We start from the raw sequence: 12,625 nt of genomic DNA, 5'->3' as shown, positions 1-12,625 counted from the left end.
CGTCCTGGCAGGATGCCGGGCGTGAACGAACCGGTGCGCCCCGCGGATCTGCGGGTCTCCGACGCCGAGCGGTCGAGCGTGCAGGCCGGGCTGCAGCGCGCGCACGACGCGGGACAGCTGGACCTGCAGGAGTTCGACGAGCGGGTCCAGGCGGTGTGGGCGGCCCGCACCCGCGGCGACCTGCAGCGGGTCACCGCGGACCTGCCGGCGCTGCCCCCGCCGCCCGGACCGCGCAGGGCGTTCAGCGACGACGACGCCGGCACCGCGATGAAGGTGCTCCTCATCATCTGGCTCTGCATCAGCCTGGTGAACCTGGTCGTCTGGGGCATCCTCGAGCTCACCGTCGGCGGCATCCACCCGTGGTGGCTGTACGTCGCGGCCCCGCCGGGCGCAGTCCTGGGGACGCTCTACGCGATCGGGATCGGCCGACCGAAGAGCTAGCCGGCCGCCGGCACCTCAGCCCTTGCCGAGCAGCCCACCGAGGGCGCCTCCGAGACCACCGCCGCCGCCGAGCTTCTTCACCAGGTCCATCGGGTCGATGCCGAGCTTGGACAGCAGCCCCGCGTCGCGGTCGGTGTCCACCTGACCGGGCAGTTCCTGGTCGGCCTGCTGGGCCTTCGCGTCGTCACCCTGGGAGCGCAGGAGCTGCAGGATCTGGTCCTTGTCGATGTTCATGGCCGGTCGGTACCCCGGTCAGCCGTCCCGACCCCCGTCGGGCCCGCCCGATGACGGCTGGAGCAGTTCGGCCCGGCGTTCCAGCCTCCTCGGCAGGACGACCCAGCCGTGCACCAGCAGCCCGATGGCCGCCGCGACCCCGGCCCACCACCACGGCGACGCCTGGACGGCGAGGAAGACCAGCATGGCGAGGACGAACAGCGCGCTGACGATCCCGACCACCCGGCGACGGCGGTGCTCGGCCAGCGCCGTCCGCGCCAGCGCATGGGCGGCCGCCCGGGTCCCGGGGTCCTCGGGCACCGGCCCCCGGAGCGACGCCCGCTCGGCGGCCCGCCGGGTCGCCGCCGGCAGCGGCCCGAGCGCCTCGGCCCGGCGCCGGAGCTGTCCGTGCAGCAGCGTCGCGCCGATCAGTCCGCCGCCCAGCCCGGCACCGATGGCCGCAGGGAGGGCGCCGGCCCAGCCCTCGCCCGCGATGACGACGACGCCCAGTGCCCCGCCGATCCCGCAGAAGAGCCCCATGACCAGGGCGAGCTGCGCGCGCGACGCCCCCGCCAGCCACTCGTTCACCGGACGAGGATCCCGGGCGGCAGCCGCGGGGACCACCCCGGGAGCCCGACCGGAACCGATCGGGCTAACGGGCGGCGCGGACGATCCGGTCGGGGCGGATGCACACCTGCGTGGCCGGCCCGAGCCAGCGGCGCAGCGTGCCGCCGGGGTCGACCAGCTGCACCGTCGTCCCGTCCGCGCGGTGCAGCCGGAGGTCCGCGGTCAGCCGCGCCTCGCCGTCACCCAGGACGTCGTCCAGCCGGCACGGCCGCCCCTCGACCAGCACGTCCGGCTGGGGAAGGAGGGTGCCCGCGAGCCGCCGGCCGGTCCGGCCGCGCCGCTCCACCAGCGGCCCGCGGCGCAGCGGCGGGGTGCGGCTGTCGGTGGCGAGCCGGGCGACCGCCGGGATCCGCCGGACGACGGCGAGCACGGCCCGGCGGACGACGGCGCCGCCCCGCCCGCCCCCGGTCATCAGCGCGCCCAGGAGCAGCGCCACCCGGATCAGCGCGCGGGCGTGCGGCTCGCGTTCGGCCCGGTGGGTGTCCAGCAGCTCGTCGCCGGCCTCCCCCGCCAGGACCGCGGCCAGCTTCCAGGCCAGCTGGTGGGCGTCCCGGAGCCCCAGCCCCAGCCCCTGACCGACGAACGGCGGGCTGAGGTGCGCGGCGTCCCCGGCCAGCAGGACCCGCCCGTCGCGCCAGCGGTCGGCGACCTGGGCCCGGTAGGTGTACTCGACCGCCCGCAGCACCTCCAGGCCGTCGGCGGGCACCACCGGCGCCAGCAGCTCCGCCAGCCGGTCCGAGCCGGCGAGGTCGGCCGCGGTCTCCCCCGGCTGCAGCCGGAACTCCCAGCGGTACCGGTCGCCGGTCACCGGCATGTAGGTCGACGGCCGGCGCGGGTCGCACACCTGGTGCACCCCCGGCCACAGCTCCAGCGGCCGGTCCGAGCGGACGTCGAGGACCAGCCAGCGGTCGGCCCGGCCGAGGTCGCGCATCCGGGCGCCGATGAGCTCCCGCACGGTGCTGCCCGCGCCGTCGCAGCCGAGCACCGCCGCACCCCGGACGGACCGGTCCTCCCCCGTCGCCCGGTCGCGGGCGGCCACCGCGACCCCGCCGTCGTCGTGCCGCAGCCCGGTGACCTCGACGCCGCGGCGCAGCTCGATCCCCGGCTCCGCCGTGGCGGCGGCGGTGAGCGCCGCCTCCAGGTCCGGCTGGTGCACGAACGATCCCTGGGGCCAGCCGTTCGCCCCGGCGTCCGGGGCGCGGCGGAACTCCGCCAGCACCCGGTGCGCCCCGTCGAGCAGCCGCAGCCCGGCCATGGGGCGGGTGTGCGGAGCCAGCGACCCGGCCACCCCGGCGTCCTGGAGCACGCGGAACACCTCGTCGTCGAGGTGCACCGCCCGGGGCAGCGGATAGGGCTCGGCGTGCCGCTCCAGGACGAGAACCCGGAGCCCGCGGCGCGCGAGCAGCAGCGCCGCCGTCAGCCCCACCGGCCCGGCGCCGACCACGACCACCGGGGCACCGGACACGGAACCCAGTGTGCGGCACGGGCGCGGCGGCTCCGACCGACGCCGAGATGTTGACGGGCCTCCCCCCGCTCAGCAGTCTGTGAGCCAGGGCACACGCGTGTGGCCGAACCCGCGACGGTGCGGGACTGACGGAGAGGAACTCGATTGAAGACCAAGGGCGCGATCTTGTGGGGCGTGGGCGAGGAATGGTCGATCGAGGAGATCGAGCTGGGTGATCCGCGCGCGGGCGAGGTGCAGGTCCAGCTCGCCGCCTCCGGGCTGTGCCACAGCGACGAGCACCTGGTCACCGGCGGCACCCCGGTCGCCTCCTACCCGGTGATCGGCGGGCACGAGGGCGCCGGCGTCGTCACCAAGGTCGGGCCGGGCGTGACCGGGCTCAAGGAGGGCGACCACGTCGTCACGGCGTTCATCCCCGCCTGCGGGCAGTGCCCGCCCTGTTCGCGCGGCCAGCAGAACCTCTGCGACCTCGGCGCGAACCTGCTCACCGGCATGGCGATCTCCGACGGCACCTACCGGGTCCAGGCCAAGGGCAAGGACGTCGTCCCGATGTGCCTGCTCGGCACCTTCTCGCCCTACATCACCGTGCACCAGGCATCCGTGGTGCGGATCGAGCCGGACATCCCGCTGGAGGTCGCCGCGCTCGTCGGCTGCGGCGTCACCACCGGCTGGGGTTCGGCCACCAAGGTCGCCGACGTGCGCCCCGGCGAGAACGTCGTGGTCATGGGTGCCGGCGGTGTGGGCATGAACGCCGTCCAGGGCGCGGCCGCGGCCGGTGCCAAGCGGGTCATGGTCGTCGAGCCCGTGGCGCGGAAGCGCGAGTGGGCCATGGACCTCGGCGCCACGCACACCTTCGCGACCATGGAGGAGGCCGCCCCGGCCATCAACGAGCTCACCTGGGGCCGGATGGCGGAGAAGACGATCATCACCGTCGGCGACATCCAGGGCGAGGACATCGCCGCGGCGCTCAGCGTCACCGGCAAGGGCGGCCGCGCCGTCGTCACCGGCATGGGCAACTACGCCAACGTCGACGTGACGCTCAGCCTCTTCGAGCTCACCCTCCTGCAGAAGGACCTGCAGGGCGCCATCTTCGGCGGCCTGGCCCCGCGCAACGCCATCCCGGAGCTGCTCTCGCTCTACCAGGAGGGCCAGCTGAAGCTCGACGAGCTGGTGACGACGAAGTACTCGCTGGAGGACGTCAACCAGGGCTACCAGGACATGCGCGACGGCAAGAACATCCGCGGGATGATCGTCTACACCGACGCCGACCGCTGAGGGCCCTGCCGGGCGGCACCACCGCCCGGCAGAGCCCCGCGCGACGCCCCGGCCGGGCAGGTGCCGGCCGGGGCGTCGCGGCGCCGTGGGTCAGGAGCGACGGCGCCGTCCCCGGGAACCGGCGGCGGTGAGCAGCGCGCCCGCGGCGAGCAGCAGCACGCCCGCGACGAGCGTGGAGGCCACCGGCGCCCCGGTCCAGGCGAGCGCACCCGACCTCGGGGTCCCGGCGGAGCGCTGCGTTCCCACGCCGTCGGCCCGGTCGACCCTCGGGGCCTGCACGCCTCCGGCCGGCGGGACACCAGCCGGGCCCGCCGGGCCCTCGGGAGCACCCGGACCCGGAGGAGTGCCCGGGCCCTGCGGGGTACCGGGGTCCGTCGGGTGCGTGGGGTCGGCCGGCGCCCCGGGCGCCTCTCCGTCGCCGCCGCCGGGGTTCCCGCCGTCACCGGGTCCCTCGCCCTCGCCCGGGCCCTCGCCGTCGCCGGGTCCCTCGCCGCCGCCCGGGCCCTCGCCGTCGCCGGGGCCCTCGCCGTCGCCGGGTCCCTCGCCCGTCCGGACGGTGAACAGCCGGACCTCGGAGCGGTCCACGCCGCCGTACGGGTCGCTGGTGGTGACGTACCACCCGTGCTCCTCGTCGGGCAGGTCCGACCAGGTCGCCGTCAGCTCCGTGCCGCTGGCCACGTCCTCGAACTGCGCGATCGAGCGGGTGGTCAGGATGTCGACGGAGAAGGCGTCGGTGGCCAGCTCCTTGACCCGGGGGTTCAGCTGCAGGTCGGCGTAGGCGACCGTGAACTGCTGGTGCTCCGGCTCCAGGGTCGGGTCGTCGGAGCCGTACTTCATCAGGTACGGGGAGAACGTCCGCACGGTCATCCGCTCGCCCTCGTTGTCGAAGTGCAGCAGGCGGAGGAACGCCTGGCCACCCTCCGGCAGGCCCTGGTAGTCGAACAGCATCTGGTGCACCGCGCGCTCGGCCGTGCCGTCCCCGTCGTCGTCGAAGCGGTCGATCCGGGTGTAGGCGTCGTGGTAGTGGCCGGAGAAGACCATCTTCACGTTGGCGTTGGGCGCCACGACCTCGTCGTAGATCCGCTGCGGCACGGGGCCGAGCCCGCCGGTGGTGAGCATGTACTCGTGCAGGTTGAGGACCGCGACCCGCTCCGGGTACTGCGCCAGGACCTCGTTCATCCAGGCGATCTCCGCGTCCCCGGGCGCCCAGCCCATGTACAGCATGAGGAAGTCCATGCCGCCTGCGGTGATCAGGTCGTAGTGCCCGCGGTTGTCCCGGTAGCTCTCGCCGTACCAGGGGTTGCCCGCGTACCGCTGCTCGCCGAAGTGCCGGCTGAACTCGGTGTAGTCCGCCACCTCGTGGCCGACGTCGTGGTTGCCGGCGAGGACGCCGTAGGGCAGCCCTGCCTCGTCGAGCATGGCGTAGGCCGGGTTCGCGTTCTCCCACTGGTAGGCCTGGTCGTGGTCGTCGACGATGTCGCCGGTGTGGAAGACGTACTGCAGGTTCAGCTCGTCCCGGCGGTCCAGGAAGTACTCGTGGATGTCCAGCTGCCGCTCGTAGTACTGCTCGTTGTAGTACTGGGTGTCGGACTCCCAGCCCAGGGTGAAGTCGTAGGACGACCGGGGCGTGTCTTCCGGGTGATAGGGCGCCACCGGGGTCTCCCGGGTGGAGCGGTCCTCACCGGCGAAGCCCTCCGAGTGCTGGACCAGCACCCGGATGGTCCCGTCCTGGGCGTGGTCCGCGGCGGGCACCGTCGCCTCGAGCTCGAACTCCGTCGCGCCCGCGCCGATGGTGACGTGCCGGTCGACCTCCTCCCAGGCCCCGGTGGCCGTGTCGAGCACGTACATGAGGACCTTGGCGTCGGCGTTGGCCGTGCCGCTCCAGGACAGCCGGGCCAGGTAGTCCTCACCCGCGCCGGCCGGCACCTCGACGTCGAACATCTGGTACGGGAAGGCGTCCTCGGAGGAGATCGACGTGTCGAGGCCGTCGGCCCCGGTCATGGCGGCGACGTCGTTCCCGGTCAGCAGCTGGGCGCCGGCGCGGTCGCTGCCGGAGGCGATCCGGGTGGTGCCCGACCAGCTGTCGACCGCCTCGTCGGACGGGTCGAGGCGGTAGCCCTCGTTGAAGGCGACGTCGAGTGAGTCCCCGCTGGGGTCGGTCACCCGGGCGGTGAGCTCGACGTAGTCGGTCTCCACGACGGCGCCGTCCGCGGGTGAGAACAGCTCGGTGTTGGGCTGCTCCACGGGTGTGGTGAAGGTGATCTCGCGGGTCTCGGTGTTGCCGAGGACGTCGCGGGCCTCCAGCACCAGCTCGTGCTCCCCGGCCGGCAGGGTGACCGACGAGGTCGCGAAGGGCAGGGAGATCGACTCCCCGTCCAGGGTGGCCGTCAGCGACCCGAGGCCCGATCCGGCGTCCGTGGCCTGGGCGTCGATCGTGAACTCGCCCTGGTAGGTCCGCCCGTCGGTCATCGTGCTGGTGATCGCCGGCGCGGTGTTGTCGACCTGCACCGTGCGCTGGACGGAGTCGGTGCCGTCGGTGGCGCCGACGGTGTGCGGGCCGTCGGGGACCTCGGTGGTGTCCCACGCCGCCGACTCCGCGGTGAACGCGTCGTCGGGCAGGGTGAACCGCGCGTCGTAGAAGTCGAGCTTGCCGGAGCTGTCGCCCATGCTCAGGACCCGGTCGGGGTCGTCGTAGCCGGCCGGCCGCAGCGTGCGGCCGTCCGGCAGCACCAGGCGCAGGTTCTTGATGGTGAAGTCGTCGTTGTTCTCGTTCTCGTCGACCTCCGGCGCGGCCTTGGTGCCGGCGTACACGCTGACCACCAGCTCTTCGCCCTGCGTCACGTAGGTCAGCGGGACCGGCGTGGACAGCGTCTCGTAGCCCTCCGGGATCCCGTCCTCGAAGATGAGCAGTTCGTCGCCCTCCACGAGGACCCCGTTGCGGAAGAACTGGTTGACGCCGCTGGCCTCGAAGACGAACAGCGGCGCGTCCTCCAGCGCCGGGCTGGTCCCGGGAACGGGCTCGCCGTCGATCTCGAGGTCCAGCTGCGGCGGATAGCGGTCCCCGGCCGCGGAGACCACCGTCGTCCCGGAGACGAACTGCCCCTCCGTCACGTTCAGCCGCACCGGCGCGGTGTCCCGGCCGGCGACGTCGAGCTGGCGCATCGCGGTGCGGGTCGTGTTCGTCCCGTCGGTGGCGGTGACGTAGTACTGGTACCACCGCTTGCCGGTCAGGTCCGCGGCGTGGATCACGTGCCGATAGCCGTCCTCGCCGTCGGTGACGAGGTTGAACGCCTGGTACTCGGCGTCGACGTCGCTGCGGAGGAACAGCGTGACGGTGCGCGCCTGCACGTCGTCGGTCACGGTGAGGTCGATCGCGAAGTCACCGGAGGGGTCGATCTGCGCGGCGGTGCGGTCCTCGACGACCGGGGCGGAGCCGTCGTCGGGGACGTCGGCCAGGGTGGGCGACACCTGCCCCGGCGTGACGCTGCCGGGGCTGGCCGGTGCCTGGCCGAGGAGCCGCTGCCGGTTCGGGTCGGCGGGGTCCGTGCCGTACTGGATGCCCTGGTTAGCGGTGGTGTCGTCGGCGCCGGCGAGGTTGTAGTAGGCCCGGTTGATGCTGAACCCGGTGTTGGTGACGATCTCCAGCCCGCGGGGCGAGCCGTTGGCCATGCCGGCGCTGAACACCTCCACCAGGTCCTGGCCCATCGTCAGGCTGGAGCCGAACTGCCGGTTGAAGTCGCTGTCGGTGAGCGCGTCGTTCTGGCCGTTCTTGATCCAGAGCACGAGCGTGCCGCCGGGCGCGACGGTCACGTCACGCGGCGTCCCGGGCCACTCCGCCACCGACGAGTTGCTCAGGTCCTCCAGCGGGTAGAGGTAGCGCAGCAGGTGGTCCCCGAAGTCGATCGGGTCGGCCGTGGCGTTGTAGACCTCGATGAACTCGTAGCCGTCGGCGCTGCCGACGTTGCTGGAGTCCGGGAGCACCTCGGTGATCTGCAGCCGGGCCCCGCCGGTGCTCGGGTCCGTGCCGGGGTCCGTGCCGGGATCGGTGCCGGGGTCCGTGCCGGGATCGGTGCCGGGGTCCGTGCCCGGATCGGTGCCGGGGTCCGTGCCCGGATCGGTGCCGGGGTCCGTGCCCGGATCGGTGACGGGGCGCTCCAGCGCCTCGGGCGCCACGACGCCGGGGGTCGGCGTGGCCTGCGACTCGAACAGGTCCAGGCGGGGCGAGGCCGGGTCCTCGGGGAGGCGGAAGGTCGCCGACCGGTCGGTGCCCACCGAGCCGGCCGGGTAGTACGACCAGCTCACCAGCTGCCCCTGGGGGCCGGTGACGCGGATGCCGCGGTCACCGCTGTTGGCCATGCCGGCCTGCCCGGTCACCCGGACCAGGTCGTAGTCCGCGGCCTCGCCGCCGGCCGCCGCGAAGTGCTGGCGGAACTCCTCGTCCGTGCGCGCCGCGGTGTTCACGGTGCTGGTCTGGTACTGGAGCCAGAACACGCTGGTCGCCCCGGCGGGGATCACCGTGCCGGCCGGGTAGGTCAGCGGCTTGTCGTCCGGCGGTGCTGCCGTGTCCTGGAACGTGTACGCCAGCGTGACGCCGGAGGCGCTCAGGTCGATGTCGGCGGCCGTCGCGTTGTGGACCTCGAAGAACTCGAAGTCGTCGTAGCCGACGTTGTCCGGCGTGATCTCGGTGACGAGCAGGGCCGGGGCGTCGGCCGGGGCTGCGGCCGCGGGAGCGGCGAGCACGACGGCGACGCCGCTGGCCGTCGTCGCGGTGGCCGCGACAGCGGCGAACCAACGGGTGAACCGGCTGGTGGTTGTGGGCACGGGTGTCCTTCGGGAGCGCGAACTTCAGTCCCAGCGACCTCACGCGGCGCAGGTGCCCGCGAGGTGAACGGAACGGTCCGCACCGCGGAACTTCGGTCGTCCGGACGGTGCCCGCTAGCCCAGCAGGCGGGTGAGGGCGGGCCCCAGGTCGGCGAGCGAGCGCACCGCGGCCACCGACCCGCCGCCCCGTGCGGCCAGCGCCCGGGACGCCACCAGCGCCTCGGCCTCCGCGCCCCCGGCGGGCAGCGGGCACAGCACGTCCAGCCGGTCGATGCCGGCCAGCGCCGCCTCCGCGGGGTCCCCGGCCGTCGACAGGCAGTCCGACAGCAGCACCACGACCCGCTCGTCGGCGTGCGCCGCCGTCCGCAGCTGCGCCGAGGCGGCCCGCAGCGCAGCGGCGACGTCGGTCCGGCCGTGGCCGCGCAGCCCCACCAGGGCCAGCACCAGGTCCTCGGGTGCGCGGTGCCGGCCGTGCTGCTGGAGCACCTCCACCCGGTCGGCGAAGGCCAGCACGCTGGTCCCCAGCCGCTCGCCGGCCGCCAGGACCACGCCGGCCGCCGCCACCGCGGCGATCGCCACGCCCAGGCCGCTCATCGAGCCCGACCGGTCGACCACCAGGCAGACCGCCCGTCGCGCGCCCACCCAGCGCCGGGCCACCACGTCCTCCGGCGCCGGCGGCCACGGCCCGCTCCACCGGTCCAGCGTGCGCTCCAGGTCGAGATCGCCGTCCCCACCGCGGGCGGGGGCCAGCCGGCGGGTGCCGCGGGCCCGGGCCGCACCGACCCGCCCCACCTGCACGAACACCCGGGCGGCCAGCCGGCGCGCCGCCGAGCGCAGCTCCCGGTCGGTGGCCAGGGCGAGGTCGGCGAGGAGGGCGGCGGCCGCGTCCGGGTCGGCGCCCATCACCGCGGCGAACGCCTCCTCGTCGAGCGCCCCCACCTCGGGGCTGACCTCGTCGAAGGAGGGGTGGCGCAGCTGCAGCTCGCGCCGTGCGGTCTGACGGGGGCCGCGCCGTCCCGGCCGCTCCCGCTGCCCGCTCCTGCTGTCCGGGCCCGCCGCCTCAGGCGGCAGGCCCCCCGCTTTTCCCGGGCCGCCCCCGGCAGGGGACGGGGCCGGCCCCGGCGGGCCGTCCGACGACGTCCCCGGGTCCGGCGGCACGCCGTCGGAGGGCCAGATGCCCGCCAGGATCTCGTCCAGGACGCTCTCCGGGGTCCGCTCCACGCCCTCCGTCACCCGCACCCGGCCCGACAGCGCGGCGTGCAGGGCGTCCCGGGCCGCCTCTCGCGCGCCGCGGTCCTCCAGCCGCTCCAGGCCACGCAGGCTCAGCAGCCCGTCGAGCAGCAGCACCAGGTCGATCGCGCCCCGCACCGACGAGCCGGTGCGCAGGTCCCGGTGCTCCCGCGTCGCCCGGACCAGCGCCACCGCCAACGCGACCGGCCGGGGGTGGCCGTCGGTGACCGCCGCGACGATCGCCCGTTCGCCCGCCTCGTCCTGGTAGCCGAGCACCACCCGGCACATCCGGTCGGCGATCGCCTGGCCCACCCGGGCGGTGCCGACCGCGTCGAACGGGTTCATCGCCGCGATCAACCGGAACCCCGCCGCCGCCCGCACCGTCCCGAGCCGGGGGACGGCGATCTCGCCCTCGGTCAGCACCGTGATGAGGACGTTGAGGGTCTCCTCCGGGATGCGGTTGAGCTCCTCCAGGTAGAGCAGGCCGGACCCGCGCATCGCGGTGAGCAGCGGGCCGTCTACGAAGCTCCCGGGCACGTACCCACCGGCCATCACCGCGGCCGGGTCGTAGGACCCGACCAGGCGGGCCGGGGTCAGCTCCGCGTTCCCCTCGACGAAGACGACGTCGTGCCCGGTCTCGCCGGCCACGGCGCGCAGCAGCGTGGACTTGCCCGTGCCGGGCGGGCCCTCGAGGACGACGTGCCGGTTGGTGCGGAGCGCGACGGTGAGCACCTCGCGCTCCCGCGTCAGGCCGACGACCGGCCCGGGACCGATGCCCACCCGCGCTCCTCCCCGACGGCCGACGGCCCGGCTCAGCCGCCGAGCAGCTCGCCGAAGTCGACCGCGCCCTCGGGCGCCGAGATGTCCTGCTCCTCGCCGAACTCGCTGAGGTCCAGCGTGCCGGTCTGGTCGCCCACGCTGGTGAGCCGCAGCGGGTAGGCCGGGTCCTCGTCTGCGACGAACAGCTTGCTGCCGTCCTCCTGCTCGACGACGACGACGTCGGTCCCGTCGACCTCGTCCTCCCCGACCTCGTCCTTGACGTCGCTGCTGGGGTTCCGCAGGTCCTCCAGGATGCTGGCGAGCGAGAACTCCGCGAAGTCGGCGCCGCCGTCGGGGAGGGCGACCCACTTGCCCGCGAGCGAGGACGCGACCTCCTCCGGCAGCCCCGAGGACGCCCAGAAGTCGTCCGGCGCCTTGAGGAACTGCTCCCCGCCGGCCGTGACCAGCTCGATCGCGACGCCGTCGATGGTCAGCGTCCCGGCCGAGTCCTCGCCCTGCAGCTGCAGGTCGAGCTCGCCCTCCTCGCCGCCCTGCTCGATCGTGCCCTGGACGTGGACCGATCCGGCCTTCTCCAGCGCGTCGGCGGCGGCCTCGGCGACCTCGGTGCCGTTCTTGCCCTCGAGGGGGCTGCTGCTGCACGCACCGAGGAGCAGGACTGTGGCCGCGACCGTGGTGGCGGTGGTGAGCTGACGCGTGCGCATGACGGGGTTCCTCCGGACGTGCCGATGCTCCGGAGCTCGGTGGTCCGGCCCTGTGATCGTGCAGGGGGAACGACCGTCACGCCAGGGGCGGGCGTCCCCCCGGCGTGTCGGGCCGGGGTCCGTCACCGGCCCGCGGCCGGGGCGCGGGCCGCACCGCCGTCGCGGCCCGGGCGGCGTCGAGCGGCACGGGGCTGCGGAGGACGGCCGGCCCCAGGCGCAGGATGCCGTCGGTGAGCGCCGCGCAGCGCACGCCGCCGCGCCCGCGTAGTCCCCGATGGGCGCCGGGCGCGAGGACGACGTCCATCCAGGCGCAGGGGTTCGCCGGCCGGCCGCCGCGCAGCCGCACCTCGCCGTCCCCGCAGTCGAGCGCGAACTCCCGGCCACGCAGCGCCTCCACCTCCGCGCCGCGCAGCACCACGTTGCGCCGGGCCAGCAGCGGGTCGAAGCGGGCGGCGCCCAGCTCGGTGGCCAGCGACTCCAGCGCCTCGGCCGCCAGCACGGTCACCTGCGCGTCCCGGTGCGCCGGCCGGCCCGCGTAGCGGTCGCCCACGATGCCGACCCCGCCGCGGATCTCCAGGCGCTCCCGGCGGTCGGCCGCCTGCTCCGGCGTCGTCGTCCCGGGCCGGCCGTCGTAGCGGTGCACCGGCGCGGCCAGCAGCCCCACGATCTCGACGTCGTAGCGGTACGGGAGCGCGCTCACCGGTCGATCGTCGATCGCCCCTCAGCGGACCCACGGATCTGGTCGCGCTTAACCTTTCGGCCGATCGGCTCGATGGATGGGCGTGACCTTCCGATCCTCCGTGCGGCTCGTCCTGTTCCTGATCACGATCACGTTCCCGTTCGTGGTCCTCTACGTGCTGGTGAAGAGGGCTGCCGATGGGGACTTTCACCCCGATGTCGCAGCAAGCACGATCTTCCTGTACCTCGGAGCTGTCGTTGCGGTGGTTCTCTCGGCGGCCGCAGGCAGAGGAAACGGACGCCTATGGTTCCACGTAGTCCTAGCTGTACTGACCCGCTGCGTTGTTGACGCGGTCGATGGGTGAGCGTCCGCCGATGCCCAGGTGGGGCCGGTTCA

At 74.5% G+C, this 12,625-nt stretch carries 10 protein-coding genes; 3 read left to right on the top strand and 7 right to left on the bottom strand.

What is annotated here, in order from left to right; translation table 11 throughout:
• The first annotated feature begins 21 nt into the window (after positions 1 to 21).
• The gene (locus GCU60_RS08835) at positions 22 to 441 is read left to right on the top strand and encodes a DUF1707 domain-containing protein (protein ID WP_163204332.1); all 420 of its coding nucleotides are present in this window, start codon (positions 22 to 24) and stop codon (positions 439 to 441) included.
• A gap of 15 nt (positions 442 to 456) precedes the next feature.
• Here the strand turns inward: GCU60_RS08835 and GCU60_RS08830 are convergent, their stop codons facing one another.
• The 3 genes from GCU60_RS08830 to GCU60_RS08820 form a co-directional block, all read right to left on the bottom strand.
• On the bottom strand, positions 457 to 675 hold the full coding sequence (locus GCU60_RS08830) for a hypothetical protein (protein ID WP_163204330.1): 219 nt from the start codon (positions 673 to 675) through the stop codon (positions 457 to 459).
• An 18-nt stretch (positions 676 to 693) separates the two neighbouring features.
• Positions 694 to 1,242: a hypothetical protein gene (locus GCU60_RS08825; protein WP_163204328.1), complete on the bottom strand. Its 549-nt coding sequence runs from the start codon at positions 1,240 to 1,242 to the stop codon at positions 694 to 696.
• Positions 1,243 to 1,306: 64 nt separating this feature from the next.
• Positions 1,307 to 2,746 carry a bifunctional 3-(3-hydroxy-phenyl)propionate/3-hydroxycinnamic acid hydroxylase gene (locus tag GCU60_RS08820; protein ID WP_163204326.1) on the bottom strand — a complete coding sequence of 480 codons (1,440 nt, stop codon included), beginning with the start codon at positions 2,744 to 2,746 and terminating at the stop codon, positions 1,307 to 1,309.
• Between the two features lie 144 nt (positions 2,747 to 2,890).
• Between GCU60_RS08820 and GCU60_RS08815 the strand changes: the two genes are divergently transcribed.
• Positions 2,891 to 4,018 carry an NDMA-dependent alcohol dehydrogenase gene (locus tag GCU60_RS08815; RefSeq protein ID WP_163204324.1) on the top strand — a complete coding sequence of 376 codons (1,128 nt, stop codon included), beginning with the start codon at positions 2,891 to 2,893 and terminating at the stop codon, positions 4,016 to 4,018.
• Positions 4,019 to 4,108: 90 nt separating this feature from the next.
• On the opposite strand, the gene GCU60_RS08810 is transcribed toward GCU60_RS08815, so the two are convergent.
• The 4 genes from GCU60_RS08810 to GCU60_RS08800 form a co-directional block, all read right to left on the bottom strand.
• Entirely contained in the window at positions 4,109 to 8,839 is a 4,731-nt protein-coding gene (locus tag GCU60_RS08810) for a metallophosphoesterase (RefSeq protein WP_163204321.1), read from the bottom strand.
• A 114-nt stretch (positions 8,840 to 8,953) separates the two neighbouring features.
• Positions 8,954 to 10,849 (bottom strand): AAA family ATPase, encoded by a 1,896-nt coding sequence (locus tag GCU60_RS08805; protein WP_345770495.1) that lies wholly within the window; start codon positions 10,847 to 10,849, stop codon positions 8,954 to 8,956.
• Positions 10,850 to 10,881: 32 nt separating this feature from the next.
• Entirely contained in the window at positions 10,882 to 11,550 is a 669-nt protein-coding gene (locus tag GCU60_RS20240) for a hypothetical protein (protein ID WP_239520781.1), read from the bottom strand.
• Between the two features lie 76 nt (positions 11,551 to 11,626).
• Complete coding sequence (locus tag GCU60_RS08800; RefSeq protein ID WP_163204317.1) at positions 11,627 to 12,250, bottom strand: MOSC domain-containing protein; 624 nt, start codon at positions 12,248 to 12,250, stop codon at positions 11,627 to 11,629.
• Positions 12,251 to 12,326: 76 nt separating this feature from the next.
• Here GCU60_RS08800 and GCU60_RS08795 point away from each other — a divergent pair, with 76 nt between their 5' ends.
• Positions 12,327 to 12,593, top strand: coding sequence for a hypothetical protein (locus GCU60_RS08795; RefSeq protein ID WP_163204315.1), 267 nt, complete (start codon positions 12,327 to 12,329; stop codon positions 12,591 to 12,593).
• Positions 12,594 to 12,625: the final 32 nt, after the last annotated feature.

The sequence above is a fragment of the Blastococcus saxobsidens genome (assembly GCF_010682065.1).
Taxonomy (GTDB): domain Bacteria; phylum Actinomycetota; class Actinomycetes; order Mycobacteriales; family Geodermatophilaceae; genus Blastococcus; species Blastococcus saxobsidens_B.
The sequence above is the reverse complement of the archived record's forward strand: the minus strand, read 5'-3'. Positions and strand labels throughout refer to the sequence as shown.